General features: G+C 65.0%; 25 protein-coding genes. 15 read left to right on the top strand and 10 right to left on the bottom strand.

Annotated features, from left to right (window positions below; all coding sequences use genetic code 11):
• The first annotated feature begins 11 nt into the window (after positions 1 to 11).
• Positions 12 to 914 (top strand): hypothetical protein, encoded by a 903-nt coding sequence (locus tag ACVMIH_RS10010; protein WP_253590019.1) that lies wholly within the window; start codon positions 12 to 14, stop codon positions 912 to 914.
• 193 nt (positions 915 to 1107) lie between these two features.
• Here the strand turns inward: ACVMIH_RS10010 and ACVMIH_RS10005 are convergent, their stop codons facing one another.
• The gene (locus tag ACVMIH_RS10005) at positions 1108 to 1785 is read right to left on the bottom strand and encodes a DUF599 domain-containing protein (RefSeq protein WP_076834541.1); all 678 of its coding nucleotides are present in this window, start codon (positions 1783 to 1785) and stop codon (positions 1108 to 1110) included.
• A 119-nt stretch (positions 1786 to 1904) separates the two neighbouring features.
• Here ACVMIH_RS10005 and ACVMIH_RS10000 point away from each other — a divergent pair, with 119 nt between their 5' ends.
• The 5 genes from ACVMIH_RS10000 to ACVMIH_RS09980 all read left to right on the top strand — a co-directional run bounded on the left by ACVMIH_RS10000 (position 1905) and on the right by ACVMIH_RS09980 (position 5146).
• On the top strand, positions 1905 to 2558 hold the full coding sequence (locus tag ACVMIH_RS10000; protein WP_057020823.1) for a glutathione S-transferase family protein: 654 nt from the start codon (positions 1905 to 1907) through the stop codon (positions 2556 to 2558).
• Positions 2559 to 2675: 117 nt separating this feature from the next.
• Positions 2676 to 3044: a YidB family protein gene (locus ACVMIH_RS09995; protein ID WP_253590021.1), complete on the top strand. Its 369-nt coding sequence runs from the start codon at positions 2676 to 2678 to the stop codon at positions 3042 to 3044.
• 218 nt (positions 3045 to 3262) lie between these two features.
• The gene (locus ACVMIH_RS09990) at positions 3263 to 3466 is read left to right on the top strand and encodes a hypothetical protein (protein ID WP_018272021.1); all 204 of its coding nucleotides are present in this window, start codon (positions 3263 to 3265) and stop codon (positions 3464 to 3466) included.
• Between the two features lie 153 nt (positions 3467 to 3619).
• On the top strand, positions 3620 to 4567 hold the full coding sequence (locus ACVMIH_RS09985) for a hypothetical protein (RefSeq protein ID WP_456785129.1): 948 nt from the start codon (positions 3620 to 3622) through the stop codon (positions 4565 to 4567).
• 138 nt (positions 4568 to 4705) lie between these two features.
• A complete protein-coding gene (locus tag ACVMIH_RS09980; protein WP_028336418.1) occupies positions 4706 to 5146 on the top strand; it encodes a DUF1489 family protein in 441 nt (146 codons plus the stop codon).
• Positions 5147 to 5189: 43 nt separating this feature from the next.
• Here ACVMIH_RS09980 and ACVMIH_RS09975 read toward each other — a convergent pair whose 3' ends face one another.
• Both ACVMIH_RS09975 and panC read right to left on the bottom strand, forming a co-directional pair.
• The gene (locus tag ACVMIH_RS09975; protein ID WP_456785128.1) at positions 5190 to 5936 is read right to left on the bottom strand and encodes a hypothetical protein; all 747 of its coding nucleotides are present in this window, start codon (positions 5934 to 5936) and stop codon (positions 5190 to 5192) included.
• A gap of 141 nt (positions 5937 to 6077) precedes the next feature.
• Complete coding sequence (gene panC, locus ACVMIH_RS09970; RefSeq protein WP_028336416.1) at positions 6078 to 6929, bottom strand: pantoate--beta-alanine ligase; 852 nt, start codon at positions 6927 to 6929, stop codon at positions 6078 to 6080.
• Positions 6930 to 7201: 272 nt separating this feature from the next.
• Here panC and ACVMIH_RS09965 point away from each other — a divergent pair, with 272 nt between their 5' ends.
• The 4 genes from ACVMIH_RS09965 to ACVMIH_RS09950 all read left to right on the top strand — a co-directional run bounded on the left by ACVMIH_RS09965 (position 7202) and on the right by ACVMIH_RS09950 (position 11091).
• Positions 7202 to 8125 (top strand): division plane positioning ATPase MipZ, encoded by a 924-nt coding sequence (locus ACVMIH_RS09965; RefSeq protein WP_057020819.1) that lies wholly within the window; start codon positions 7202 to 7204, stop codon positions 8123 to 8125.
• Between the two features lie 390 nt (positions 8126 to 8515).
• On the top strand, positions 8516 to 9457 hold the full coding sequence (locus ACVMIH_RS09960) for an alpha/beta hydrolase (RefSeq protein WP_057020818.1): 942 nt from the start codon (positions 8516 to 8518) through the stop codon (positions 9455 to 9457).
• A gap of 89 nt (positions 9458 to 9546) precedes the next feature.
• A complete protein-coding gene (locus ACVMIH_RS09955) occupies positions 9547 to 10287 on the top strand; it encodes a vWA domain-containing protein (RefSeq protein WP_168857453.1) in 741 nt (246 codons plus the stop codon).
• An 84-nt stretch (positions 10288 to 10371) separates the two neighbouring features.
• Positions 10372 to 11091: a DnaJ domain-containing protein gene (locus ACVMIH_RS09950; protein WP_456785127.1), complete on the top strand. Its 720-nt coding sequence runs from the start codon at positions 10372 to 10374 to the stop codon at positions 11089 to 11091.
• A gap of 239 nt (positions 11092 to 11330) precedes the next feature.
• On the opposite strand, the gene ACVMIH_RS09945 is transcribed toward ACVMIH_RS09950, so the two are convergent.
• Positions 11331 to 13124: a serine hydrolase gene (locus ACVMIH_RS09945; RefSeq protein ID WP_456861542.1), complete on the bottom strand. Its 1794-nt coding sequence runs from the start codon at positions 13122 to 13124 to the stop codon at positions 11331 to 11333.
• Positions 13125 to 13547: 423 nt separating this feature from the next.
• Here ACVMIH_RS09945 and ACVMIH_RS09940 point away from each other — a divergent pair, with 423 nt between their 5' ends.
• Positions 13548 to 13886 carry a phasin family protein gene (locus tag ACVMIH_RS09940; RefSeq protein WP_016844841.1) on the top strand — a complete coding sequence of 113 codons (339 nt, stop codon included), beginning with the start codon at positions 13548 to 13550 and terminating at the stop codon, positions 13884 to 13886.
• 71 nt (positions 13887 to 13957) lie between these two features.
• Here ACVMIH_RS09940 and ACVMIH_RS09935 read toward each other — a convergent pair whose 3' ends face one another.
• Positions 13958 to 15838, bottom strand: a complete 1881-nt coding sequence (locus ACVMIH_RS09935; protein ID WP_057020815.1) for a TadE/TadG family type IV pilus assembly protein — start codon at positions 15836 to 15838, stop codon at positions 13958 to 13960.
• 345 nt (positions 15839 to 16183) lie between these two features.
• Positions 16184 to 16360: a hypothetical protein gene (locus tag ACVMIH_RS09930; RefSeq protein WP_156436563.1), complete on the bottom strand. Its 177-nt coding sequence runs from the start codon at positions 16358 to 16360 to the stop codon at positions 16184 to 16186.
• Here ACVMIH_RS09930 and clpS point away from each other — a divergent pair.
• Both clpS and clpA read left to right on the top strand, forming a co-directional pair.
• The gene (gene clpS, locus ACVMIH_RS09925) at positions 16353 to 16685 is read left to right on the top strand and encodes an ATP-dependent Clp protease adapter ClpS (protein WP_038385792.1); all 333 of its coding nucleotides are present in this window, start codon (positions 16353 to 16355) and stop codon (positions 16683 to 16685) included. The genes ACVMIH_RS09930 and clpS overlap by 8 nt on opposite strands.
• A gap of 259 nt (positions 16686 to 16944) precedes the next feature.
• The gene (gene clpA, locus ACVMIH_RS09920) at positions 16945 to 19350 is read left to right on the top strand and encodes an ATP-dependent Clp protease ATP-binding subunit ClpA (RefSeq protein ID WP_057020814.1); all 2406 of its coding nucleotides are present in this window, start codon (positions 16945 to 16947) and stop codon (positions 19348 to 19350) included.
• Between the two features lie 84 nt (positions 19351 to 19434).
• Here clpA and ACVMIH_RS09915 read toward each other — a convergent pair whose 3' ends face one another.
• The 3 genes from ACVMIH_RS09915 to ACVMIH_RS09905 form a co-directional block, all read right to left on the bottom strand.
• Positions 19435 to 20856, bottom strand: a complete 1422-nt coding sequence (locus tag ACVMIH_RS09915) for an MFS transporter (protein WP_057020813.1) — start codon at positions 20854 to 20856, stop codon at positions 19435 to 19437.
• A 124-nt stretch (positions 20857 to 20980) separates the two neighbouring features.
• On the bottom strand, positions 20981 to 21334 hold the full coding sequence (locus ACVMIH_RS09910) for a PilZ domain-containing protein (RefSeq protein WP_057020812.1): 354 nt from the start codon (positions 21332 to 21334) through the stop codon (positions 20981 to 20983).
• Positions 21335 to 21497: 163 nt separating this feature from the next.
• A complete protein-coding gene (locus ACVMIH_RS09905) occupies positions 21498 to 22454 on the bottom strand; it encodes an AraC-like ligand-binding domain-containing protein (protein ID WP_057020811.1) in 957 nt (318 codons plus the stop codon).
• A gap of 207 nt (positions 22455 to 22661) precedes the next feature.
• Here ACVMIH_RS09905 and ACVMIH_RS09900 point away from each other — a divergent pair, with 207 nt between their 5' ends.
• Positions 22662 to 23672 (top strand): carbon-nitrogen hydrolase family protein, encoded by a 1011-nt coding sequence (locus ACVMIH_RS09900; protein WP_057020810.1) that lies wholly within the window; start codon positions 22662 to 22664, stop codon positions 23670 to 23672.
• Between the two features lie 30 nt (positions 23673 to 23702).
• A complete protein-coding gene (locus ACVMIH_RS09895) occupies positions 23703 to 24755 on the top strand; it encodes a phenylacetaldoxime dehydratase family protein (protein WP_057020809.1) in 1053 nt (350 codons plus the stop codon).
• A 164-nt stretch (positions 24756 to 24919) separates the two neighbouring features.
• Here ACVMIH_RS09895 and ACVMIH_RS09890 read toward each other — a convergent pair whose 3' ends face one another.
• Positions 24920 to 25855: a glycine/sarcosine/betaine reductase selenoprotein B family protein gene (locus tag ACVMIH_RS09890; protein WP_057020879.1), complete on the bottom strand. Its 936-nt coding sequence runs from the start codon at positions 25853 to 25855 to the stop codon at positions 24920 to 24922.
• Positions 25856 to 25901: the final 46 nt, after the last annotated feature.

The following is a 25901-nucleotide window of genomic DNA, read 5'->3' as shown; positions in this document are numbered from 1 at the left end:
GATCGAGTGGGATGAAGTTTCGGCCAAACGCGGATCTGATGGCGTCGGTGTTCGTGCACCTGATGCTGCTCGCGCTGATTTTCCTTTATTCGGAGGTCCATCAATTCGATCCCGTCGCCGCTGACACGGTGCCGGTCGAGATCGTGACGCCGCAGGAAGTCGCCAAGTCCGAGGTCGAGACCAAGCCCGAACCGGCACCGAGCCCGTCGCCGACGCCCGAGTTGCAGTTGCCGTCGCTCGACAAGACGGTGGATTCAGCCCAGCCCGAACCATCGGCGCAGGCGCCTGCGCCGCAGCAGAACGCACCACAGCAGCCGCCGCAGAAGCAGGCGACGCCGACGCCCAAGCCCAGCCCGGCGCCGCAGCGTGCCGCGGCCGAGCCGCCGCCCGCGCCGGCACAGCAAACGCCACCGATGCCCCAGCCAACGGCGCAGCAACAGGCGGCAGCGTCGCCGCCTGCCTATGCGCAGCCCGAGCCCGATCTTTCGGTCAAATACAACGTCATGCTCGGCCTGCCGCCCGATATCTCCGTGAAGCCGCCAGCCAGCGCGCCGTCCGGCCCCGGACCCGGCAAGGATAATTTCGACGCGGCCGCCACCGAGCAGGCCGATGTCGGCTCGAGCGTGGTCGCCGAATTCCGCCGTCATCTGAAGACCTGCCTGAAGCTCCCGCCGACGCTGAAGACGGGCGATGACGTGAAGATCAAGCTCAGGGTGTTCATGAAGCCTGACGGCAGGCTCGCCGCGTCACCCTTGCTGATCGAAGCCACCGCCTCGGAAAAGGGGCCGCTGTTGCTGAAGAGCGCGACCGATGCGCTGCAGGCCTGCCAGCCCTATGCGATGCTGCCGCGGGATCGCTACGGCGAATGGAAGGTGCTCGACCTCGATTTCAGCCCGCGCGATTTCGCGTCGTAGACCAGGGACGAGCGGCGCACTCGGCCTCGCCCCGCGTGCGGGGAGAGGCCGGATTGCATCGCCAGATGCAATCCGGGTGAGGGGGAGTCTCCGCGAACGCGTCTCTCTCCGTCGATGCGGAAACAGCCCCTCACCCCAACCCTCTCCCCGTAAGAACGGGGAGAGGGAGCGCAGCACGGCCTCGACCGTCGCGTCAGCTTCCCATCGCCTGCCAGGCATTCGAGGCGAACTGCCGGCGCCAGATCACGATCACGACCGCGGCTGTCGTGACGAACAGCACCCAGGGGCTGACGAACCAGCCGAGATAGCCGAGCGCGAAGAAAAACGCGCGCTGGCCGCGGTTGAAGTGCCGGCCTGCGGTCTCGAACAGCCGCGTGGTGCGGATCACATGGGCCTCGGCCTCCGGCGTGTCGCGCTGGTCGGCCGGCGGCATCGCGCCGAACAGGATCGCCACATAGTTGAACAGGCGATAGGCCCAGGCGAATTTGAAGAAGGTGTAGATGAAGATCAGGATCAGCCCGATGCACTTGACCTCCCACAAAGCGGGCGAGGGCGTGAGGTTGACCGGCAGGGCGCCGAGCACGGCGAGCGCGTCATTGGTGGCGCGCAATAGCGCCAGCCCGCCGCCGATCGCGATCAGACTGGTGGAGGCAAAGAACGCGGTGCCGTTCTGCAAGCTGGCCATGATCTGCATGTCGACCATCCGTGCGTCGCGGTTGAGCAGATTCCGCACCCAGATCTCGCGATAGACATGCATCCGCGCCGATAGGCTGTCGCGCCCATACGCGGTGTGCTCCAGCGTGATGGCGTAGACCAGCCATTCCAGCGCAAAGAAGCCGACGGCCAGGATGTCGGTCCAATAGCCGGTCATGTTGCCTTCCTTCGTGAGCGCGCGGCTGACTGTCCGCGCCGGGCCGCATCCGCGTCATGTACAGGTTGAACGCGTGCAATGCACTATGGCAAACTACCGAGGCAACAGGATTCCCGGACATGCTCAAGCTCGTCATCGGCAACAAGAACTATTCGTCATGGTCGATGCGGCCCTGGCTGGCGTTGCGCGCCAACAACATCCCGTTCGAAGAGGTCTTCATTCCGCTCTACACGGACCAGGCCGACAAGGACCGCATCCTATCTTTCAGCAAGGCCGGCAAGGTGCCGACGCTGATCGATGGCGACGTCACGGTGTGGGATTCGCTGGCGATCATCGAATATCTCGCCGAGAGATTTCCCGAGGCGAAGCTCTGGCCTGCGGATCGTGCCGCGCGCGCGCATGCCCGCGCGATCTCGGCGGAGATGCATTCCGGCTTCATGCCGCTGCGCAACGAATGCGGCATGAACCTGCACCGGCCGATCCGCGCTGTCGCGCTGTCGGATGATGCGCGCGCCAACGTGGCGCGGATCCAGCAGATCTGGGCCGAGTGCCATGCGCGCTACGGCAAGCAGGGTCCGTTCCTGTTCGGCGCATTCTCTGCCGCCGATGCGATGTACGCGCCCGTGGTGCATCGCTTCCGCACCTACGCGATCCCGGTGAAGGCCGAAGCGCAGCACTATGTCGATGCCATGATGCAGCTTCCGGCGTTCCAGGAATGGACCAGCGACGGCGTTGCCGAGACGCTGCGGATCGCCCGATTCGAGGATGTCTGACGGTTGCTGCGCTTCCGAATTGTGACAGCGCTCGCAAAGATCGCGGCTTGACGCCGCGGGGCCGAAGGCGTCGAATCCGGAAAGGCTGGTTTTGCAAGTCGTGAAAGGACTTAGACCATGGGCATTCTCGATTCCCTGGAGAATTCGCCGGAGCTGAAAGGCATGCTTGGCCAGCTTGGCGCGGCGGTGATCCCCGTCGTGCTCGGCGAGGTCCTGGGCAATGGCGGGCAGGGCGGCTTGTCCGCGATCGTCGCCAAGCTCGAGCAGGCCGGGCTTGGCGAGCAGGTCAGATCCTGGATCGGTACCGGTCAGAACCTGCCGATCACAGCTGAGCAGCTCCAGCAGGTGCTCGGCAGCGACACGGTCAAGCAGCTCGCCGCCAGGTTCAACATTCCGGTGGACCAGCTGTCCAAGGTGCTCGCCCAGCAACTTCCGGCTGCGGTCGACGGCGCGAGCCCGGGCGGCAAGCTGCCGCACACCGCTTGAGCCGGTGGAATCAGGGTTCCAACCGGGCTCGGCGGGCAATTTCCGGCTGGCACGTAAATTGCTGCCTATCGCTCTGAAAAACCTGCAAAAATCGCACCTTCGCTATGCCCCAATCTTGCTGGATTTGGGGAGGTGCGATGTGCTAGCTTGCCGCAGGGTTCTCAAAATGCCGGCCTGAGCTATCGGGACTGTCAGCTCAGCCAGCAATCTCTAAGAAAATGGAGAGGGCGTTGAAGCATAAGTACTCGATTGGCGAGACCGTCTATTTCACGGCCAGCAACGTGGCGCGCCCCGCCGCGAGCGGCACCTATCAAGTGATCCGTCTGCTGCCGACCGACGGTGACGATTGCCAGTATCGCATCAAGAGCTCGACCGAAGCTTTCGAACGGGTGGCCAAGGAGAGTCAGCTCGCGCTGTCCTGAAGGAGTTGTGCGCAAGCCGGCGGCTGGAGCGGGTTCCGCGCCGCCGCCGTCAAAAGGCCCTGTTCGCAGATCCATTGTGCTGAAGGTTGGACGTCGGGGTGGCGGCGTTCGCCGCCGCCGATTGTGCTTACGCTGCGTTGAGGGACATCGCGCATGAACTGGGCTTCCTCGCTGGATCAGATCTGGCGCTCACCGACCTTCCCGATGTGGCTGACGCTGGCCGCTGCGGGGTTCTTTGGGATCGTCGTTCTGGTCACGCTGCTGCGTGCGGAAAAATCCGTCGCCAACGGCGCGCTGACCGTGATCACGCTGCTGTCGATCGCGGTTGCGGTCGCCGCGACGATCCGTGGCTTCGGCTCGGGCGGGCAGGCGGTGCCGGGCGAGACACGGACGGCGCAACTGGCCAGCCAGACGGTGCCGGCGCTGGCCTGCGTCGACGACCTCGCCGGAGACGCCGTTCTCAACGCCTGCGAGAAGGTGCTGTTCGGTTCATCGGATACGGCCGCGGCGGCGGTCAGCTACGCGGCGGCGCAGGTCTCGCGCCTGACCGCGCTGGGCGACCTCGCGACCGCCGAGCGCAATTCGACCACCGAGTTGCAGGCGCTGCGCCGCGCCATCGAGCATGACCGCTACGGCCTGGTCGCCTATGCGCTGATGGCGCGCGACCACTGCACGCCGACCGCGTGCCCCGCGTTCCGCTCGCTCGGCGACAACCATCAGATCATCACCAACATGAACGAGCGGACCTACGAGAACCTGATCACGCGCTACGCAGGGTCGTGGAACGCGCCGGCCGGCGCCCAGGCATCGGCTGCCTCCGGCCTGGTCGCGGCGCTGCCGCAGTCGTTGCCCACCGGCAAGCCGACCAATGCGGAGTTTCCGAGCTCAGCGAACACGCCGCCGGTCAGCATCATGACGCCCGAGCCGGCAAAGCCGGCCGCCGCCGCACCAGCGCCGGCCGCGCGCGCCGCCGCGCCGCCCGCCGCAGCCCCGAAGCGTCCGCCGGCGGCGAAGCGCCCGGTCCAGATCGCGCCGGCCCCGGCCGCGCCGGCGTCGCCTCCTGCCGCCGCCAGCGCACCGGCGGCTGCGAACGAGCAATGAGCGTGATGACAGCGGCTTGAGCCGCCGTCGTTGCGCTGTTCCGGCTTCGTTTGGCTCGAAAAGCGCTCTAGTCCCGATATCCACCGCCGCGGAGAGCGCTCCCTTTTCAAAGCGCTCGCCGGCCGCTACATCCGGCGCATGCCGCTTCATCTCATCAAGCTCGCCGTCGGTTGCGACTCCGTCAAGGAACTCAAGGGCTGGGTTGCCGAACGGATGGCGACCGCGAAGAAAAAGGGCCTGCCGCTCCGTCACGTCCACATCACGCGGATGACGCCGAAGCGCGAGGAGGAGATCCTTGCCGGGGGCTCGCTCTATTGGGTGATCCGCGGCGAGATCGCCGCGCGCGAGAAGATCATCGCCATCGAGCCGTTCCGCGACAAGGACGGCATCGGACGCTGCCGGCTGGTGATGCAGCCCAAGGTGATCGCGGTCTCGCCGCGGCCGATGCGGCCGTTCCAGGGCTGGCGCTACCTGACCGCAGACTCCGCGCCGGCCGATCTCACCAAGTCGAGCGCCGCCAGCGTGGCATCGATGCCCGAGCCGATGCGCCGCGAGTTGCGCGACCTCGGCTTGCTGTAAGCAATCGGGTTGCTCTGAGCAATCGAATGGCAGTGATCCGGGATCACTGGGTCACGAGATGCAGCCGAGCCCATTCTGAGGCCGGGACCTCGACATAACGGCCACCCGCCCTGTCGGCGGTGACGTCGAACAGTTCATGGCCGATCCCCATCTCGCTGAGATATCTCCGGAACTGATCGGTGAAGATTGTGGTAAGGCTTTCGCGGTGCTCGGCAGAGACGTTGGGTGCGAGCCGGTCGTAGATCTGCATCCTTGCGGTCAGGATGACGCGGTTGCCGGGCGGCAGGTTACGATGCACGCCGCCCGCAAGCATCAATACACATGCAAGCTCGCAGGGCACACCGGAGAGCTTTTCCTTCGCATCCAGCGGGCCGCCAGGCCGCTTCAGTGCAAAGCATTCCTCCTCGGGTTTTCCGTTGCATGCCTCGACCTCGGTTGCCGCCACCGCCGCATCGATGCCGCGACCGCGCAGGATGCGACCGAGGCTGGCAGCGACGGTGAGGTCGGAGCCCGGTTTGACATTGATCACCACCGGCAGCTTGCGTCCGTTCTGCCGGTCGAGGATCGCCAGCAGGCGCTTGTAGGTGTCCCATTGCACCGCGCCTTCGGCCGCGATCCAGTCCGAGCAGCCGGGGCCGCAGGCATCAGGCGCACCATGCGCGACGTAGAAGATCATGGCGCCGGGCGCCGAATTGACGCCGCCGACCGGCGGCCGGGTCTGTGCCTGCGCCCCAGCCGCGGCCAGCAGCGCGATGCCAAGAACAATGCCTTGCCTGAAGTAATGGTTCATTCCGATCGCCCTTGAAAGGCGCGATCATCCATGCGTCGCGAGCGTGGCGCAAGCACCCGGCCGCACAGATGAGGCCGAGCCCTCATTACAGGCTCGCATCCTCTCTGCGCATGAACCGTTTCACACTTTTCCGGTCCGGTCTCAGACCGCGATATTGTCGATCAGGCGCGTGCTGCCGAGCTTTGCCGCCACCAGCATCCGCATCGGGCCGTCCTTCAGCGAGCCGATCGGCGCCAGGGAGGCGGCGTGGCGCACTTCGAGATAATCGAGCACGAAGCCGGCCCTGGTGATCGCCGCGGCGCCGTCAGCCATTGCGGTCGCGGTATCCTCGCCGGCGCGCAGGCGGCCGGCCGTTTGCTTCATCACCCGGTGAAGCTCAGGGGCGGCGCGCCGTTCCTCCGGCGAGAGGTAGACGTTGCGTGACGACATCGCGAGACCGTCGCGCTCGCGCACCGTTTTGGATCCGATCACCTTGACCCCGAGGTCGAGGTCCGCGGCCATCTGAGTGACGACCCGGAGCTGCTGAAAGTCCTTCTCGCCAAAGATCGCGACGTCGGGCCGGACCTGGGTGAACAGCTTGCCGACCACGGTGGCGACGCCGCCGAAGAAATGCGGCCGGAAGCGATCCTCGAGCCCGGCGGTGGCCGGCCCCTCCGGCACGATCCTGGTGGCGAAGCCGTCCGGGTACATCGCCTTCACCTCGGGATGCCAGATCAGGTCGACGCCCTCGGCGGCGAGCTTGGCGACGTCGGCTTTCCAGGTGCGCGGATAGGAGCCGAAATCTTCGGTCGGCGCGAACTGGGTCGGGTTGACGAAGATCGAGACGACGACCCGCTTGGCGCGGCGCTTGGCGAGCCGCACCAGCGACACATGGCCGTCATGGAGCGCTCCCATGGTTGGGACCAGCGCGACGGTTGCCTTCTTGGCGCGCAGCGTGTCGACGGCGCGACGAAGGGCGGGGACGGTACGGACGACGGTGGGATTTCTCGGCATCTGGTCTCGGCTCGTGGGGCAATCCGGGTGGGAACGAATCTGGGCGGGACGGGTTGGCGTTCGGCAGGTCACGCAGCTTACCAAGTCCGAACCACGATCGGCAAACCGGCCGATAAGCCTTACACGATCTCGAACGTGCGCGGATCAAAGCCGCCGATCGACGCAGCAGTCTTGCTTGATCGATTCATCAGCACGGCAATCGATTTCCTGTCGCTGCATTTCACTTGACCGCAGCGGCGCTCGCTTTGAAGATCATTGCGGGGATTTGAATCATGTTGGTGCAGGCTCGTCAGGGTCAATCCGGCTCCGCACATGTCATCGTGCTGGGCAACGAGAAGGGTGGATCGGGAAAGTCGACCACCGCCCTGCATATCGCCGTCGCGCTGCTGAAGGCCGGGCAACGCGTCGCCAGCATCGATCTCGACTGCCGCCAGCAGAGCTTCACCCGCTACATCAGCAATCGCCAGGCCTGGGCGCGACGCACCGGGCTCGACCTCGAGCTCCCGGCACACCACTGCATCAAGTACGGCGAGACGATGCAGATCGAGGAGAACGAGAACGCGGAATTCCAGCAGTTCATGGCCGCTGTGAGCGCGGTGGAACGCGCCTGTGATTTCATCGTCATCGATACCCCGGGCGCGGACAGCTACCTGATGCGGCTCGCGCATTCGATGGCCGACACTTTGGTAACCCCGATCAACGACAGCTTCCTCGATTTCGACGTGCTCGGCACCGTCGATCCCGCGACTTACGCGGTGACCGGCGAGAGCCATTATGCGGAGATGGTGCGCGACACCAGACGCAAGCGCCGCCAGCTCGATGGCGCCTCGACCGACTGGATCGTGGTGCGCAACCGGCTGTCGATGCTCGGCTCGCGCAACAAGCAGCTGGTGGCCGACGGCTTGAAACAGCTCTCGCTGCGGCTCGGGTTCCGTGCGGTCGACGGCTTTGCCGAGCGGGTGGTCTATCGCGAATTCTTCCCGCGCGGGCTGACGGCGCTCGACGACATCGACGAGGCGACGCTCGGCACCCGCCCGAGCCTCGGTCACGTCACCGCCCGCGAGGAGGTGATGAGCCTGCTGCGCCAGCTCAAGCTGCCGCTCGACGAGCGCGGCCGCCGCAGGGCCGCCAACCGGGCCGAATGGTTCAGCCAGGTCGACAAGCCGCTGGAAGTCGACGACATCATCGGCAGCTAGACCGCCGGGCACTCCTTCTGGCAGGTTCCAGGGCGTCGGGCGTCCAGGAAGTGACTATCGTCACTTCCTGGCCCGTCCAGAAGCACGGTAGTCTTGCGGGGTTTTCGGCCACTCCGTCGCCAATATGCCGGAACAAAGCTGGCCAGATCCGGTTTTCCCAAGCCAGCCGCGTTTCCGCTCCCCGTCGGTTGGTCTTGAGGTATTATCGTGCCGCAGAGCCATGGCGCCAGAAGCGAATGCACAAAGGTTGTGTGCACCGCACAATGAACGTGCTGCGAAGTCCCAACTTTTAGACTTCCTGTCACAGCGCTGTGACATATATTCTCAAAAGGAGGCCGAAGAGTCTCCGGCCAAGAATAGCCCTGAAAAGGCGGGCACCTCGAGGACGTCATGAAGCGTGGAATTCTCGTTCTGCTTTCTCTCTCCGTGGTGATCACGGCGGCCTATTTCACCGCGAGCAAGTGGGCGATCCGTCATGAAACTCTCATGTTCAAGGACCCGACGCGCGATGAGCGGCCGGTCGCGGTCGACGTTGCCGTGCGCTTCGACAAGGAGATGCAGGCCGACGCTGGCATGATCACGCTGCCGGTTGCGATCCTCAATCATGGCAATACCGTCAAATTCACCGAATATTCCTTCCTCGCGAACGTGTTCGCGGCGCGCGGCTATCTGACCATCAGCATTCAGAACGACCTGCCGTCGGACGGGCCGATGGTGACCAAGGTCGGTGAGCTCTATGTCGGCCGCCTGCCGCAGTACCAGCGCGGCATCACCAACATCAAGTTCGCGATCGAGGAGATGAAGAAGCGCAAGCCGAACGCGGACTACAGCAAGCTGACGATGGTCGGCCATTCCAATGGCGGCGATATCGCGATGTATTTCGCCAAGCAATATCCGGACGAGATCAAGAAGGTGGTGACGCTGGACAATCTGCGCGTGCCGTTCATGACCGACGGCAAGTTCAAGATCCTGTCGTTCCGTTCGCATGACTCGCAGTTCAAGCCGGATCCGGGCGTCGTTCCCGATGCCGACGAATGCGAGAAGGCCGGCATCACCGTGGTGAACACCAACTTCCAGCACAACGACATGCGTGACACCGGGCCCGAGAAGGCCAAGGACTCGATCCAGGCCATGCTCGATAAATTCCTCGCCGATACCGACAGCGCTGTCGCGCCGGTCGACACCAGGAATGCGCCGCCGAAGATTCTGGAGCCCGGTCCCGTCTCGCTTTACGTGCCGGTCGAGAAACCTCAGACCTTGACCGATAAGCTCAAGAAGTCGCTCTCGCTGACCAAGACCGAGACGAAGAAGGATCCGTCGGTCACGAATTGACCGGGCGGCTCGCGGTCCAGGCTGGCCTCTCACGTTGACCAATCCACTGCCGCGGCCCACATAGTGTTTGCTGTACGAGGCAAGCGCTGATGGCCGGCAAGACGATCAAACCGACATCCGGAAGCGATGTACGCCCGGCCCATGCGCCTGGCGTGCCGGCATCCAGCGCGAACGACATCGCGGCATTCGTCGCCAAGGCGCGGGCGATGTCGCCGCATCGCGCCGGCGCCCACGGCAGGCTGGTGTTCGCGCTCGACGCCACGATGAGCCGGCAGCCGACATGGGACATGGCGTGCACGCTGCAGGCGGACATGTTCCGCGAGGCCGGCGCGCTCGGCAGTCTCGATATCCGCCTCGTCTATTATCGCGGCTTCAATGAATGCCGTGCGTCGGGCTGGATCTCCGACAGCGCGCAGCTCGCGCGGCTGATGAGCAAGATCGATTGCCAGGGCGGCAACACCCAGATCGGCAAGGTGCTGTCCGAGACGCGTCGCGAAGCGGTCGAGGCAGGGGTGCGCGCCTTGGTGTTCGTCGGCGACGCGATGGAGGAGAGCGCCGACGATCTCTGCGCCAAAGCCGGTGAGCTCGGCCTGCTCAAGGTGCCGGTCTTCATGTTCCAGGAGGGCAGGGATGCGACCGCCGAGCAAACGTTTCGCGAGATCGCGCGACTGACCGGCGGCGCCTGGTGCAGGTTCGATCCCGGCGCGGCCGCCCAGCTCCGCGAATTGCTGCGTGCCGCCGCAGCCTATGCCGCCGGCGGCCGCGAGGCGCTGCTGCAACTGGCGAAGACGACGAGCGGCGCGGCGAAGCTGATCGGCCAGATGAAATAGCGCCGCATCGCGTCAGGCTCCGCCTGATGCCGGTGAGACGAAGCTTCGCATGCTTTTTGCCGCCGGGCCGCCTATATTCCCGACATGCCAACGCTGATCGCCGGCGTCATCGCCGTTGTCGTCCTTTATTCCGCGCTGCAGATGTTCCGTGCGGCCAATCCCGCCGTGCTTGCGCGCGCGATCAAGATCGGCGGCGGGGTGCTCGCGCTGGCGGTCGCGGCCTTTACCGGCGTGCGGGGCGAACTGGCGGTGGCAATTCCGCTCGGCATTTTCGGCGCCGGACTGCTCGGCTGGTCGCCGTTCGGAAGCACCGGATTTCCCAATCTCGGCGGTATGTTCGGCGGTTCGCGCAGCCAGGGACAAAGCTCGCGGGTGCGCTCGCAATATCTCGATATGACCCTCGATCACCGCAGCGGCGTGCTCAGGGGCCAGATCGTGGCCGGACCGCAGGCCGGCCGCATGCTCGATGAGTTCGACCTGTCGCAGCTATTGGCGATGGTCCCGAGCTTCGACGCCGAGAGCGTCGCGCTACTTGAAAGCTATCTGGACCGCCGCTTTCCCGCCTGGCGTCAGGACGCACAGGGCGACCGGGCACGGGGGCAGGGCCGTGCGGCGTCGGGCGGCAAAATGACGAACGAGGAGGCCTATCAGATCCTTGGCCTGCAGCCGGGAGCGTCGCGCGACGACATCAGCCGGGCTCACCGAACCCTGATGAAGAAACTCCATCCCGACCAGGGGGGCTCGACGTACCTCGCGGCCCGTGTGAACGAGGCCAAGGACACTCTGCTTCGCACGCATCTCTAACTCCGGCTACGCTACCAACGCCACAGCCGAGAGCTGCCTTCCGTTTCTGATTGATGCCCCGTCTGGCCCGCCGCTGTCCGGCGTGGCCGATCGCTCTTTCGGGAAAACTTAACCGTAAAATCTTGACGAGAAGTTTCATGGTTGCGCCGCTCGCGGACGGCCGGCTGTTTTCGCGGCGGCAAAAGCAAAACGGCCGGCGCTTGCGGCGCCGGCCGTTCGAAATCAGCAGATGCTGACGATCAGTTGCGAACGGTGATGCAGGAGATCTCAGCGCGCTTCAGCGTCTTGCAAGCCGCCTCGGCCTGATCGCGCTCGAGGCCGGCAAAACGGGCGCGATAGAGCTTGCGATTATCCTTGGCGACCACCTCGGTAAACGGGTCCGCCTTGCTGAGCAGGCCGCGGGCCGAGCTGCGCGCCAGGTCGATGCGCTTGTTGGCTTCGCCCTCGGACTCCAGCGCGCCAACCTGGATGATCCAGCCGGTATGCGCGGCGCTCGGCTTTGCTGAGCTGGTCGGCGGAGCGGCCTGCACGCTGCGGGTTGCGGGCTCGATCGACGCAACGGCCTGTGGCGCCGGGGTAGCGGGTGCATGGACGGCCGAGGCCGGTAGCACGCCGAGGATGCCATTGCCGGTGCCGAAATTGGCCGGCTGCCGCGGCATTTCCGGCCTCGAGGTCTCGGCGGCCCGCGCCATCATCGCATTGGAGGTCTCGGGGACCTCGCCGCGCGAGGGGATCGTGTTGGTGATCGGAGGCGCGGACTGCGCCGGGCCGGCCGCGGCGAGCTTGATCTGGCCGGCTTTGACCTGCACCGTCTTCACCTTGACCGGCTTCATCGGTTCAGCCGAGCCGGGGATCGCGGCGATCGGCTGGGTCTGGATCACGCCTGAGGTCAGCGGCGCCGGCTCGGGCTTGGCCTGCGGCTCCGGCTTGGCCGGAAGCGGCGGCAGCGCGGCGGCGGCCGCCGCCATCAGCGAGGGCTTGCTGGCCGGGCGCGGCGCCTGGATCGCGGCAGCTGCAGCGGCGGGCTCCGATGCCGCGACCGGCGAAGTGTCCGGCGCGCGCGCACTATCCGCGTCGGCGACCTCGACATTGGCGTCGGCCGGATTGCGTTCGGTGATCGCTGCGGCAGTGCGGGTGGTCGCGGCCTTCCCGACGTTCTCGGCGAGCAGGTTGCGCATGATGGCGTCACGCGAGCCGCCGCTGCGGCCGCCAAGCACCACGCCGACCAGGAAGCGATTGCCGCGGCGCATCGAGGTCACGAGGTTGAAGCCGGACGCGCGGGTGTAGCCGGTCTTGATACCGTCAACGCCCTCGACGTTGCCGAGCAGATGGTTGTGGTTGCGGATCGATTGGCCGCGGAAGTTAAACACCGAGGTCGAGAAGTAGCGGTAGTAGCGCGGGAAGCGGTCCTGGATCGCGCGGCCGAGAGTCGATTGATCGCGCGCCGTCGTCACCTGCTCATCGTTGGGCAGGCCGGAGGCGTTGCGATAAACGGTCCGGCTCATGCCGAGCGCACGGGCCTTGCGGGTCATCATCCGGGCGAAATCGTCTTCGCTGCCGCCGATCGCCTCGGCGATCACGACCGCGGCGTCATTGGCCGAGCGGGTGACCAGGCCCTTGATGGCGTCTTCGACCTTGATGGTCGAGCCGGGCCGCAGGCCGAGCTTGGTCGGGTCCTGTTCGGAGGCGTGCTCGGACACCGGCATTTCGGTGTCGAGCTTCATCTTCCCGGAATCGAGGCGCTCGAACAGCAGATAGAGCGTCATGATCTTGGTCAGCGAGGCCGGGTGGCGCAGGCCGTCGGGACTGGTGGCGGTGAGCACCGAACCGGTGTTGCCGTCGACGATGATCGACGCGAATTGCGGGCTGTAGCTCGCGCGCGCTTCCTGGCTGTGGTGGTGACGGGCGTAGTGGCGCCGGTGACGGCGCGCCTCGGCGCTATCACTCGTGATCAGGATCGCCGTCGTGACGGTAACGAGCCCAAGAACGCCAACTCGCAGCGCCCGCGAGGAGGCCAAGGTTGTTCGAAGCATCTACTTCCCCGTCCCAATTTCTATCTAGATCACTGGCTCGTGAGGCGAAATTGTGCCCGGCGGCCATCGATCCTTGCCTGCGCAACAAACCACTTCGGGCAGAACCATCGGCCGAGGTGGCGGCTCAGGTCGCTCTTCTAGCTAAGGTGTTGTTCACAAACAGCTTTCGAGGCTGTCTGTCGGAAGGCGAACAAAGTCCGGGAATCAGGTTAGGCGGACCGAGTTTCCAAAAGATTAAGCAACCGTTGCGTAGTCCCCCGGGGTTTATCGCGAATGCCGGAGATTCGGGGTTGTGGGATTGTGCGATGCACAATATTCGTTGACTCTATTGTGCGATGCGATATGGCTATCGGCGTCAGGGGGCCGGGAGCTTCCCGGCAATGGGAATTTGCGCCTTCAAGTCTGGGAAAAGGAATTCCATCCATGGTCAAGATCGAAGACATTCAGAACTACGGCAAAGAGCATTTCGAGTCGGTCACCGCGTCGGCGAACAACCTGCAGAGCGGCGTTCAGGCCATCGCCACCGCCTATGGCGACTATGCCAAGAAGTCCTTTGAGGACACCAAGTCGTTCGTCGAGAAGCTGTCGGGCGTGAAGTCGCTGGACAAGGCGCTCGAGGCGCAGACCGAGTACCTGCGCTCGTCCTACGAGACCTTCGTTGCGGAATCGCAGAAGATCGCCGGCCTGTACAGCGACTGCGCCAAGCAGACCTTCAAGCCCTATGAGGGTCTGGTCTCCAAGTTCGCGCCCGCTGCTCAGTAAGCGCAGCGGACCAAGACAAGCGAAAAGCCCGGCTGTTTGGCCGGGCTTTTTTGCTGTGCCTGAAGCGGGGACTATTTGGCCAGCCGCAGCTTGCTGAGGGCGGTTCCGATCGTGTTGAACGTCGTCAGGATCTGGGTCGAGCTGGTCAGCATGAAGAATTTGTCGGGCGTGCTGGCGCAATTCTTCAGGACGGTCGAGGTCGGATCGGCGGGCGAGTGCGTGTTCACTTGGATCGTGTAGATCGTGTACAGCGGCTGGCCGCTGGAGTCCTTCGCGGCCTGCAGATTCTGGCACAGCAGGGCCTGCCTGGCGTCGATCGGGTTGCCGGAGGCCTGCGTGCGGCCGTCGCCGTATTCGGGCCAGCGGTCCTCGGTGTTCAGACCGTCGGACAAGAGAATGATGACCCGGTTGTAGGTGGTGTTGGAGTCCTCCGCCGGCGTGTTCAACGGGCCGCCCACCAGTAGCGACTGCCATGCCCACGCCAGGCCGACCGCCTGGTTGGTGCCGCCGGTCGGCTGCATCGCGTTGACCGCATTTTTGAGCGCGGTCCAGTTGTAGCTCAACGGAATGATCGGCTCGAGCTGCGGCGAGGAGTTGCTGCTGCAGTAGGAGTAGCCGTTCTCAAAGAGCTCGTTGGCCGGGAAAAGCGTGGTGACGTCGGATGACGCCGGCAGCACGCCGGTCGCATCATTCGGCTGGGTGCGGTCGGCGATGCAGCCCGTCCAGTTGCCGATCGGGTTGGTGGACGCTTGCCGCCAGTCGTTTTTCACGGTGGGGATCTGGTTGGTCGAGGTCCATTGATTGTTGGTCCATCCGACGACGGCGCTGACCCGGGGCTGGCCCTGATTGTCGGCCGTGTCGTTGGGGCCGGGCTGCGTCCAGTCGTGGGTATACAGCTTGCCGGTGCATTGATAGACGCCGCCGGAGGTGCCGCAACTGCAGCCGGAGACATCGTTACCCGACGAATTCTTCGGACAGCTGCACGACGTCGAGCCGCTGCAGAACACGCCGGTGCCGACCTGCGTGCTCACCCAGCAGCCATTGTAGCGCGTGTAGGAGTTCGCATCGACGCTGGGGCAGATGTAGCCTGAATAGGTCCCGCTCGAGGGGATGTAGTTCGCGCTGCCCGTATTTGTCGGGCTCTTCTGGCAGGTGAAGCCGCCGTTGTTGTTGGTCCACGGGCATCGCGCACCGGGTCCGACCGCGTGCCAGTTCATCGGCAGGCTTGCCTGCATGGTGCCGTTGGCGGGCTGCGTGGTCGGGGGATTGAGCCAGTCGGTCCAGTCGATCCAGCTCTGACCGACATTGCTGGTGCCGACATTGACGACCTTCTCGAACGGAATGACGGAGATATAGACGTCACCATTGTTCTTGCTCAGCGCGCTGAGCTGGTCGATCAGCCCGCCGGTTCCGGCCACCGCGTTGCGCAGCGCGGTGATCTTGTTGTCGTCCGACATCGATCCCGTGTTGTCGAGGGCGAGGGCGACGCGCATCTTGACGTTGCCCCAGGTGGTGGTCGTCGAGCTCTTGAAACCCAGCGTCGGAAAACCGGCCAGCTGCATGAAATCGGATTTGATGTGGCCGGATCCGCCCAGCAGGATGGTGGCCGCCGCGCTCGAGGTCGGGGTGGTGTAGTTCGCCGTGACGGAAATGCCCTGGCCGTCCTTATTGGTGTAAAGCGCGGTGAAATAGGTCTGCGCCTTGCTCGGGATATCCGCAGCCGTGATGTTGCCCATGGTCAGATCCTTGGACAGCATCAGCGCGGTCGAATCGAGCGCCGCCTGCATCGCGGAGCGGGCGTTGTTGGCGCGGGTATAGTCGATCGCGGCTCCCACGAAAGCGAGGAGCGGCAGCATTGCGAAGGTGAAGATCACCGCGACATTGCCGTTATTTGCCCTGGAAAACCGGCGAGCTACCGCGCAGACGCGATCGGAAATGGCTGAACCAAGCATGGCACTCTCGTCGAAATGAATTGCGGTGGCATCTCGACCGGCGCCGCTAAACAGATGGTGAATCGGGCGCCGGAAACCCGGCAGGGCGGCGCGGGGGAGGCTCAAAAGCCGGGCAAAAGCGCTCGCTATCCTCAATGACGTCTAAATTGGCGGCCCGACTCCTTTGTCAAATCGGGCAGAAATGATTAACCTTCCGAGGGTTGCCGCGCCCGGAATCGGACCGGTGGGCCGCGCCGGGTCTGCGCTTGCGGCTGGGCCTCGCGAGGCCCATATTCGGGAAGTCGATCCGGCCGCCGGATCGGACCGGGAGCGGCAATCTGGAAAGCATTGCTGGGGGTTCCGCGATCAGTCTTGCGGCAATCGCGACCACCATCCAATTGCCATCCGGTTTCCCGCCATCCGGTTTCCCTTGGGGAATTCGAACGCCTGAGCCATGTTGCGATCCACGTTGACAGTCCCGATTTCCGAGCCGGTTTCGTCGATGCCGGCGGTGGCCGCCGCGCCGGCGCCGAAAATGAACAATGATGACAACCGCAATGGGACGGGCAACGGCCCGTCGACCTCGGTCATCACCAAGGTCAAGCCGAAGACCAAGCGTCCGAACCTGTACCGAGTCCTGATCCTGAACGACGACTACACGCCGATGGAGTTCGTCGTTCACGTGCTGGAACGATTCTTCAACAAGGACGCCGAGGCGGCGACCAAGATCATGCTGCACGTTCATCATCACGGGATCGGCGAGTGCGGCGTTTTTACCTACGAGATCGCCGAGACCAAGGTGACGCAAGTCATGGACTTCGCGCGCAAGCACCAGCATCCACTGCAGTGCGTGATGGAAAAGAAATAGGTCGCTGGAACGACTGACCCGCCGCGAGGCGCGGAACGGGTCTTGCATCGCGGATTTTGATGGTGGTGAACGGCGTTCCCGTACGATCACGGGCGTCGCCGCGCGACGCCCCGATGCCCCGAATTTAGAAGAAAACCATCATCGCGGGACCGGTCTTTCGCCACGATCCGTCGTAACTATATCAAAGGCGATCACGAAGGTTGTTATTGCCTGACCCGGTAATGGCGATCATGATGGCAGGGGGCCATAGAGGACGCGAATGCCAACTTTTTCCCAAAGCCTTGAACAGTCGCTGCACCGTGCATTGGCGATCGCAAACGAGCGTCACCATCAATACGCGACGCTCGAACATCTGCTGCTGTCGCTGATCGATGACTCGGATGCGGCGGCTGTGATGCGGGCCTGCAGCGTCGATCTCGACAAGCTCAGGACCAGCCTCGTTAATTATCTCGAGACCGAATTCGAAAACCTGGTGACTGACGGCGCCGATGACGCGAAGCCGACCGCCGGGTTCCAGCGCGTGATCCAGCGCGCGGTGATTCACGTCCAGTCGTCCGGTCGCGAGGAAGTGACCGGCGCCAACGTCCTGATCGCGATCTTCGCCGAGCGCGAGAGCCACGCCGCGTACTTCCTGCAGGAGCAGGATATGACGCGCTACGACGCCGTCAACTACATCAGCCACGGCATCGCCAAGCGGCCCGGCGTGTCCGAGGCGCGGCCGGTGCGCGGCGTCGACGAGGAAACCGAGACCAAGGGCAACGAGGACGCCAAGAAGAAGGGCGAGGCGCTCGAGACCTATTGCGTCAACCTCAACAAGAAGGCGCGCGACGGCAAGATCGATCCGGTGATCGGCCGCAATGCCGAGATCAATCGTGCGATCCAGGTGCTGTGCCGCCGCCAGAAGAACAACCCGCTGTTCGTCGGCGAAGCCGGCGTCGGCAAGACCGCGATTGCCGAAGGCCTCGCCAAGCGCATCGTCGACAGCGATGTGCCGGAAGTGCTGGCGGCCGCGACCGTGTTCTCGCTCGACATGGGCACGCTGCTTGCGGGCACCCGCTATCGCGGTGATTTCGAGGAGCGGCTCAAGCAGGTCCTGAAGGAGCTGGAGGCGCATCCGAACGCCATCCTGTTCATCGACGAGATCCACACCGTGATCGGCGCCGGCGCCACCTCCGGCGGCGCGATGGATGCGTCCAATCTGCTGAAGCCCGCGCTGGCTTCGGGCACGATCCGCTGCATGGGCTCGACCACCTACAAGGAATACCGTCAGCACTTCGAGAAGGACCGCGCGCTGGTGCGGCGCTTCCAGAAGATCGACGTCAACGAGCCGACGGTGGAAGACGCAATCGCGATCCTCAAGGGCCTGAAGCCCTATTTCGAGGATTACCATCGGCTGAAATACACCAACGAGGCGATCGAGGCGGCGGTGCAGCTGTCGTCGCGCTACATCCACGACCGCAAGCTGCCCGACAAGGCGATCGATGTGATCGACGAGTCCGGCGCGGCGCAGATGCTGGTCGCCGAGAGCAAGCGCAAGAAGACGATCGGCATTAAGGAGATCGAGACCACGATCGCGACCATGGCGCGGATCCCGCCGAAGAGCGTGTCGAAGGACGATGCCGAGGTGCTGAAGCATCTCGAGCAGACCCTGAAGCGCACGGTGTTCGGCCAGGACAAGGCGATCGAGTCGCTGGCGGCGTCGATCAAGCTGGCGCGAGCCGGCCTGCGCGAGCCGGAGAAGCCGATCGGCAGCTACTTGTTCTCGGGTCCGACCGGCGTCGGCAAGACCGAGGTGGCCAAGCAACTGGCGGCGTCGCTCGGTGTCGAGCTGCTGCGCTTCGACATGTCCGAATACATGGAGCGGCACACCGTGTCGCGCCTGATCGGCGCACCTCCCGGCTATGTCGGTTTCGACCAGGGCGGCCTGCTCACCGATGGCGTGGACCAGCATCCGCATTGCGTCGTGCTGCTCGACGAAATCGAGAAGGCGCATCCGGATCTCTACAACGTGCTGCTGCAGATCATGGATCATGGCCGGCTCACCGACCACAACGGCAAGCAGGTCAACTTCCGCAACGTGATCCTGATCATGACCACGAATGCCGGCGCGGCCGATCTTGCGCGGCAGGCCTTCGGCTTCACCCGCTCGAAGCGGGAAGGCGACGATCACGACGCGATCAATCGCCAGTTTGCGCCGGAGTTCCGCAACCGGCTGGATGCGATCGTCTCGTTCTCGCACCTCAATGCCGAGGTGATCGGCATGGTGGTCGAGAAGTTCGTGCTGCAGCTCGAGGCGCAACTCGCCGACCGCGACGTCACGATCGAGCTGTCCGAGCCTGCAAAGGCCTGGCTGATCGAGCACGGCTATGACGAGCAGATGGGCGCACGTCCGATGGCGCGCATCATCCAGGAACACATCAAGAAGCCGCTCGCGGATGAGGTGCTGTTCGGTCAGCTCAAGGGCGGCGGACACGTCCGCGTCATCCTGGTCAAGGACGAGGCGACTGCCAAGGACAAGATCGGCTTCGAATATGTCGAGGGCCCGGTCACGCCGAAGCCCGAGAACCTGCCGCCGCGCAAGCGCAAGCCGCCGAAGGGCGGTCCCAACGGCGGCGGAGGCGGCACCAAGGGGCCGGCCTCAAAGGGACCGATGGTCAAGGTCTGAGGCGCGAGCGAACAACCAAACGAAAAGGCCGGCTGAACAGTCGGCCTTTTTGTTTCTGGCGGTGGGAGGCGCGTCTCCGCGCCGTCACTCGCCCTTCAGCCGCTGGCCCTCCTGGACCCGCACCCGGTCGGCGCCGCGGCTGCCGGCCGAGGACAGCCGGAGCGTGCTGAGCGCAGCTCCCACGACGGCAAAGCCGACGCCGACCATCAGCGAGATCCGGGTGCCGTCAGCCGGATAGCGCGCCAGCAGCAGCGCCACCAGAGCGGCGCCGATGGTCTGTCCGAGCAGGCGCGCGGTCCCTAACATGCCGCTGGCGCCGCCCGAGCGCTCGCGCGGGGCGGCGGCGATCATGGTGCGGTTATTCGGGGTCTGGAACAGGCCGAAGCCGGCGCCGGCCAGCGCCATGCGCCAGATCACGTCGATTGGCGTCGCATTGGCCGGCATCAAGGCCAGCGTGCCCAATCCCGTCGCGAACAGCAGCAGGCCGATGCCGCCAAGCAGGCCGGCCGGATAGCGTTCCACCAGCCAGCCCGCGAGCGGGGCGGCGAACGCGACCGCGATTGGCCACGGCGTGATCAACAGGCCGATCTGAACCGCCGAATATCCGAAATGGTTTTCCAGATAGAACGGCATCGCGACAAAGGCCAGCATCTGGCCGCAGAACGAGGCGATCGAGGTGCCGATCGAGAGTGCGAAGATCGGAATCCGCAGCAGGTCGACGGGCAGCAGTGGCGAGGGCAGATGCTGCTGCCGCCGGTACAGCAAATGCGAGGCGACCGCGGCGACCGCGAACTCCAATGCGCAGAGATACAGCGACCCGCCATGGCCGGCGCTATCGATCGCGCTGATGCCGAATCCGAACGCGATGGCGCTCAGCGCGGCGCTCTGCCAGTCGAAGGCGTGAACCGCCGGCTTGGTGTGCGGCAGGAAGCGCCAACCCAGCGCCAGCGTGACAATGCCGAGCGGGACATTGATGGCGAACAGATACGGCCAGGTCCCCACCGCCAGGATGAACGAGGCGATGGTCGGACCGACCGCGGCAGAGATCGCGACCACCAGCGCGTTGACGCCGATGCCGCGGCCGAGCAGCGAATGCGGATAGATGAAGCGGACCAGCGCGGTGTTGACGCTGAGGATTCCGGCAGCGCCAAACCCCTGCAGGATGCGGGCGACCGTCAGCAGCGGCAGCGTGTGCGACAGCGCGCAGAACAGCGAGGCCAGCGTAAACAGCAACAGCCCCGCCAGATAGACGCGGCGATAGCCGATGATTTCGCCGAGCGAGGCCAGCGGTAGCAGCGAGATCGTGATCGCCAATTGATAGCCGTTGACGATCCAGATCGAAAACGCCGGGCTGGCGTTCAGATCCCGGGCAATGGTCGGCAGCGCAACGTTGGCGATCGAGCCGTCGACGACGGCCATCACGAGGCCGAGCGCGATCGTGAGAATGGCCCAATTGCGCTGCGGCTGCGGCAGCCCGTCGGGATACTCAATGATCGTGGACGACATGTCGTGGAGTGGCTCTCGGTTCCGGCGTTGCGGGGGTTACCGCATGCTGGATTAGCCCGGCCTTTGCAACCCCGAATGCCGGATGCCGGCCGCGACTGGAACGAGGGCTCCGAGCCGAGATGGCTCAGCCCTGGCCGAGCAATTCATTGATGCGCCGCTGAAGCTGCCGCTTCTTGATCTCGCTGCGGCGGACCCGCTCGTCGAGATCGCTGACCGGCGTGTCGGAGGTCATGATCCGGAAGGCGAGGCCGACCTTGTTAGCCTGGCGCCAGATCAGGCGGGCCAGGAACGAGCGGCCCTTGCGTGCGACGCTGAGATTCATCTCTTCGGGCAAGTGCGCAGCATCGCTAAATTCAACGCAGGCACCGCCTTCGCTGATATTGCGGACGACGCAATCCATCGTCGAGCCGCGTTCATTGATCTCCGCAACCGCACCATAGAACACCTTCTCGCGTACGCTCCGGCGCCGGTCCTGCATGGGAAATCCTCCAAATGAACGGCACGACTGTACCGGTCCGCCCCAGCGAAAAGAAGGGCGCCGGGGAACCCGTTGCAGTTAGTGTAAATATTTGCATCCGTGAGGGCGTGGATTCCCGGCTATTTTGCGCCGCAAGAGACCTATGGCTTCCCTCGAAAAAGCTTTAGTTCGGCAGCCGGCTTTGCCGCCAGTCGCGCGGGGACAGGCCGTAATGGTCACGGAACACGCGGCCGAAATGCGAGAGATCGTTAAAGCCCCAGGCGAATGCGATCTCGCCGATGTGGCGATGCGCGTGCGCCGGCGAGGCGAGGTCGCGCTTGCAGCGCTCCAGCCGCTGCGCCAGCACGAAGCGCTGGAACGAGGTGTCCTCGTCGGCCAGCAGGCTGTTGACGTAGCGCGGCGAGATGCCGAGCGCGGCGGCGGTCTCGGTGAGGTTGAGCTCGGGGTTCGGCAGATGCGCGAGCACATGCGCCTTCAGCCGGTAGAGCAGCGCGGAGCGGTGGGTCGAGGCGGACAGCGCGGCGCCGCCGAGCCGCTCGCTCATCGCCATCGCGAGCAGGTCGGCGGCCTGGTCGGCGAGGCGGATCGCGTTGTCAGGATCGAGCTTGTCGGCAATCTCGGAGAGCCCCGCGATGAACTGCCAGGCGAGCCGCTGCACGGGACGATCCGATGTGAACGTGGTCGCAGTTAAGCCCTGGGTGCCGGCGAAACGCCGGTGCAGGATGGCGCGCGGCACCTGGAAGATGGTCTGCGTGAAGTCGGCGTTGAAGCGCAGCTCATAGGGCCGGGTGGTGTCGTAGAATGCGAACTCGCCGGGCTGGATCACGGTCTCGCGGCCGTCCTGCACTACGCCGCCCGCGCCACTCCGGCCGAGGGCGAACAGAACAAAATCCTCGCTGGCGCGAGCGATCCGCGACGGGGTACGCAGCACCCGTTGCCGGCTCGACGAGACGACCGAGCATTTCACCGCGCCCAGCTGCGCGCTGGTGATGGCGCCGTGGAAGGCGGTGCCGAGGTCGGACTTGCAGTCGAGCTGCACGAACACGTCGCAGACGATGTCCTGCCAGAGCGCAAGGCGCCGATGGGTGGGCGCGTCTTCCGTGGTGAACAGGGCCGGCATGATTTCCTCCCTTCACGAGTGCAAACGCTGGCCACGCAAACAAAGCAAGCTTCATACCGGGGACGGCCGGGGAATCTCCTCCGCAGTCGAATTTTCCTTCCGTCCTGGTCGAACGGCGTGCCCGGTCCCGGGGCAGCATGATGTCAGAGGCCGCCATGGCCGATCAAGCACGAACCGGCCGCAAGCGTCGGCCGCGAGGAGGACATCATGGGCATCGAACATCCGAAATACCGCGTTGCGGTGGTGCAGGCCGCACCTGCCTGGCTCGACCTCGACGCCTCCATCGCCAAGTCCATCGCGCTGATCGTGGAGGCCGCCGCCAAAGGGGCGAAGCTGATCGCGTTTCCCGAGGCCTTCATCCCCGGCTATCCCTGGTACATCTGGCTGGACTCGCCGGCCTGGGCGATCGGACGCGGCTTCGTGCAGCGCTATTTCGACAACTCGCTGAGCTACGACAGCCCGCAGGCCGAGAAGCTGCGGCTCGCGGTCAAGAAGGCCGGCATGACCGCGGTGCTAGGCCTGTCCGAGCGCGACGGCGGCAGCCTCTACCTCGCGCAATGGCTGATCGGACCCGACGGCGAGACCATCGCGAAGCGGCGCAAGCTGCGGCCGACCCATGCCGAGCGCACCGTCTATGGCGAAGGCGACGGCAGCGATCTTGCGGTGCATGACCGTCCCGGCATCGGCCGGCTCGGCGCGCTGTGCTGCTGGGAGCATCTGCAGCCGCTGTCGAAATACGCGATGTACGCCCAGAACGAGCAGGTCCATGTCGCGGCCTGGCCGAGCTTCTCGCTGTATGATCCGTTCGCGCCGGCGCTCGGCTGGGAGGTCAACAACGCGGCCTCGCGGGTCTATGCGGTCGAAGGCTCGTGCTTCGTGCTGGCGCCCTGCGCCACGGTCTCGCAGGCGATGGTCGACGAGATGTGCGACCGCGACGACAAGCACGCGCTGCTGCATGTCGGCGGCGGACATGCCGCGATCTACGGGCCGGACGGCAGCTCGATCGCCGAGAAGCTGCCGCCCGAGCAGGAGGGCCTGCTGCTCGCCGATATCGATCTCGGCGCGATCGGGATCGCCAAGAATGCCGCCGATCCGGCCGGACACTATTCGCGCCCCGATGTCACGCGTCTGCTGCTGAACAAGAAGCCCTCGAAGCGCGTCGAGCATTTCGCGCTGCCGCTCGACAGCCTTGAGGAGATCGACGCGGCCGCGAGCTGAAAGCACGACATCCAACCGGAGGCGACTGCCATGGAATCCGCCATTCCATCTCATTTGCAGACAGTCCGATCGCGTCATCGGCGTGTGCCCGACGATTACGCGCCGCCTTATCCGTCCTTCGTTGCGCGCCACAAGCCCGCGGTCACGCGCGTGATCATGGCCTATTTCGGCGTACAATATCGCGGTGAGCGGAGCGCGGCGGCGACCGACGCGCTGGCATCGATCGCAAAACGCTTTGCCGGCGAGAACGGCCCGACGCATTGGGACCGCGCGCAATATGTCGACCAGGCCGGCTACACCAACGTCGTCTCGGTCGCCTATTGGGACGACGCCGGGCGTTTCGACGCCTGGTTCGACGGCGCGCGCGAGGCCTGGACCGGCAGCGGCGCCGGCGATGGCGTCGGTCGCTTCATCGAGGTGCTGCGGCCGCATGTTGCGCGCTACGAGACGCTGTTCTCGTCGCTGGGCCGTCCGGAGGGCGTCGCGGTGCTTGCCGACGGCATGAGCGGAGAGGTGCAGGAGCACGCCTATTGGGGCGGCATGCGCGACCGTATCCCGCTGTCGCAGACCGACGCGATGACGCCGGGCGGCGAGCCGCGCGTGATCCGCGACGGCGCACGCATCCGTGTGGTCGCGCATGACAATCTCTGCCTGATCCGTTCCGGACAGGATTGGAGCGATACCGAGGCAGCGGAACGCAAGATGTATCTCGACGATGTCGAGCCGGTGCTGCGCGAGGGCATGGATTTCCTGCGCGACGACGGTGTGCCGATCGGCTGCTATGCCAACCGCTACATGCGCGTTGTCGATGCGGAGGGCAGGCCGACCGAAAAGTCTTACGGCCAGAGCTGGTGGAAGAGCCTTGCGGCACTCGAGCGCTGGGCGGAATCGCACCCGACCCATGTCAGGATTTTTGGCGCGGCGATGAAGTATCTCTCGACCTTGGGGCCGAACGCCAAGCTCAGGCTGTATCACGAGGTCACGGTGGCAGGCGCCGACGAGCAGTTCTTCGAATATCTCGGCTGCCATGAACGGACCGGCATGCTCACCGCCGTACAGGTCGCGGCGGCGCCATCCGCCTGAGAGCTCACCTCAACATTGCTCCGTCATGGCCGGGCTTGTCCGCGCCATGCCAGCACGCTGCGGCTTCTCCGTGACTGACTAGTGTCTCTGGAATACCGGATCGCCCGGTCGAGCCGAGCGACGACGCCTTGAGTTGGCTAAGTGCTCGTGTCTAGCGCCGAGCCTTACGCCACGCGCTCGCGCAGCCCCTTGGCGACTTCCTTCTGCGCGTCGAACTCGCGGCGCAGGCGGGCCAGCTCCTCGGCGCTGAGCGCATCGGCGTTGCTGTAGTCGCGCTTCCAGGCATGGTCCGCGCTCCAGCGCAGTGGTGACTGCACGGTAGTCTGCGGACCGGGCGCCTGCTCAAGCACGCGCAGCGCCAGCTCCAGCGTGAACGCCTGCGAGGCGACGTCCTGCGGCTTGCCGGCGGAATTGCCGAGCGGGAAATCGGAGAACAGGAAGCGCGGCACCGCGGCGTGCTCGACGATATCCTTGGCGCAGCCCATCACGACGGTGGAGATGCCGTTGGCCTCGAGGTGCCGCGCCACCAGGCTGACGGTCTGGTGGCAGACCGGGCAGTTCGGCACCAGCACCGCGGCGTCGACCTTGTCGTCACGGCAGCGCTTGAGGATTTCGGGCGCGTCGGTCTCGATGGTGACGCGGTGGCTGCGGTTGGTCGGGGCGCCGAAGAAGCGCGGCGCGACGTCGCCGATCATGCCGGCCGCGGCGAGGCGCTTCAGCTGTGCCAGCGGGAACCAGGTGCCGTTGTCGGTCGCCGTGGTGTGGGTGCGGTCATAGGCTATATGCGAGATCCGCAGATCGTGCTGCTTTGACGTGTCGCCATCATAGACCGCATAGAACTTGGCCCCGCCATTGTATTTCGCGCCGGGACCCTGGTCGCCCCGTGCCGGATCGAACGGCGCCGCGGTCGTGATGATGGCGACCCGGGACTGGTTCAGCGGCTTCTTCAGGGGCTGGAACGGGGCGGAGGTGTAATGCGCCCAGCGGTAGGGGGTGGTGTAGCCGATAGCCGCGTAATAATCGCGGGTTCGCTTCATATAGCCGATCGGGGCGTCGTCATCGGGGGCAAAGCCGAGTTGATCGTCGGATGCTGCGGCCATTTTGCGCTCCCTTTTGCGCGCCATCATTTCAGTCCATAGCTAGACC

Source organism: Bradyrhizobium sp. USDA 4503 (genome assembly GCF_054055815.1).
Note: the sequence above shows the minus strand (reverse complement) of the source record. Positions and strands in the feature narration are given on the sequence as shown.

What these genes read in the sequence shown, in the direction of transcription:
- ACVMIH_RS10010 (WP_253590019.1), top strand. Translation starts at nt 12, where the DNA reads ATGAAGTTTCGGCCAAACGCGGATCTGATGGCGTCGGTGTTCGTGCAC.
- ACVMIH_RS10005 (WP_076834541.1), bottom strand. Translation starts at nt 1,785, where the DNA reads ATGACCGGCTATTGGACCGACATCCTGGCCGTCGGCTTCTTTGCGCTG.
- ACVMIH_RS10000 (WP_057020823.1), top strand. Translation starts at nt 1,905, where the DNA reads ATGCTCAAGCTCGTCATCGGCAACAAGAACTATTCGTCATGGTCGATG.
- ACVMIH_RS09995 (WP_253590021.1), top strand. Translation starts at nt 2,676, where the DNA reads ATGGGCATTCTCGATTCCCTGGAGAATTCGCCGGAGCTGAAAGGCATG.
- ACVMIH_RS09990 (WP_018272021.1), top strand. Translation starts at nt 3,263, where the DNA reads ATGGAGAGGGCGTTGAAGCATAAGTACTCGATTGGCGAGACCGTCTAT.
- ACVMIH_RS09985 (WP_456785129.1), top strand. Translation starts at nt 3,620, where the DNA reads ATGAACTGGGCTTCCTCGCTGGATCAGATCTGGCGCTCACCGACCTTC.
- ACVMIH_RS09980 (WP_028336418.1), top strand. Translation starts at nt 4,706, where the DNA reads ATGCCGCTTCATCTCATCAAGCTCGCCGTCGGTTGCGACTCCGTCAAG.
- ACVMIH_RS09975 (WP_456785128.1), bottom strand. Translation starts at nt 5,936, where the DNA reads ATGAACCATTACTTCAGGCAAGGCATTGTTCTTGGCATCGCGCTGCTG.
- panC (WP_028336416.1), bottom strand. Translation starts at nt 6,929, where the DNA reads ATGCCGAGAAATCCCACCGTCGTCCGTACCGTCCCCGCCCTTCGTCGC.
- ACVMIH_RS09965 (WP_057020819.1), top strand. Translation starts at nt 7,202, where the DNA reads ATGTTGGTGCAGGCTCGTCAGGGTCAATCCGGCTCCGCACATGTCATC.
- ACVMIH_RS09960 (WP_057020818.1), top strand. Translation starts at nt 8,516, where the DNA reads ATGAAGCGTGGAATTCTCGTTCTGCTTTCTCTCTCCGTGGTGATCACG.
- ACVMIH_RS09955 (WP_168857453.1), top strand. Translation starts at nt 9,547, where the DNA reads ATGGCCGGCAAGACGATCAAACCGACATCCGGAAGCGATGTACGCCCG.
- ACVMIH_RS09950 (WP_456785127.1), top strand. Translation starts at nt 10,372, where the DNA reads ATGCCAACGCTGATCGCCGGCGTCATCGCCGTTGTCGTCCTTTATTCC.
- ACVMIH_RS09945 (WP_456861542.1), bottom strand. Translation starts at nt 13,124, where the DNA reads ATGCTTCGAACAACCTTGGCCTCCTCGCGGGCGCTGCGAGTTGGCGTT.
- ACVMIH_RS09940 (WP_016844841.1), top strand. Translation starts at nt 13,548, where the DNA reads ATGGTCAAGATCGAAGACATTCAGAACTACGGCAAAGAGCATTTCGAG.
- ACVMIH_RS09935 (WP_057020815.1), bottom strand. Translation starts at nt 15,838, where the DNA reads ATGCTTGGTTCAGCCATTTCCGATCGCGTCTGCGCGGTAGCTCGCCGG.
- clpS (WP_038385792.1), top strand. Translation starts at nt 16,353, where the DNA reads ATGAACAATGATGACAACCGCAATGGGACGGGCAACGGCCCGTCGACC.
- clpA (WP_057020814.1), top strand. Translation starts at nt 16,945, where the DNA reads ATGCCAACTTTTTCCCAAAGCCTTGAACAGTCGCTGCACCGTGCATTG.
- ACVMIH_RS09915 (WP_057020813.1), bottom strand. Translation starts at nt 20,856, where the DNA reads ATGTCGTCCACGATCATTGAGTATCCCGACGGGCTGCCGCAGCCGCAG.
- ACVMIH_RS09910 (WP_057020812.1), bottom strand. Translation starts at nt 21,334, where the DNA reads ATGCAGGACCGGCGCCGGAGCGTACGCGAGAAGGTGTTCTATGGTGCG.
- ACVMIH_RS09905 (WP_057020811.1), bottom strand. Translation starts at nt 22,454, where the DNA reads ATGCCGGCCCTGTTCACCACGGAAGACGCGCCCACCCATCGGCGCCTT.
- ACVMIH_RS09900 (WP_057020810.1), top strand. Translation starts at nt 22,662, where the DNA reads ATGGGCATCGAACATCCGAAATACCGCGTTGCGGTGGTGCAGGCCGCA.
- ACVMIH_RS09895 (WP_057020809.1), top strand. Translation starts at nt 23,703, where the DNA reads ATGGAATCCGCCATTCCATCTCATTTGCAGACAGTCCGATCGCGTCAT.
- ACVMIH_RS09890 (WP_057020879.1), bottom strand. Translation starts at nt 25,855, where the DNA reads ATGGCCGCAGCATCCGACGATCAACTCGGCTTTGCCCCCGATGACGAC.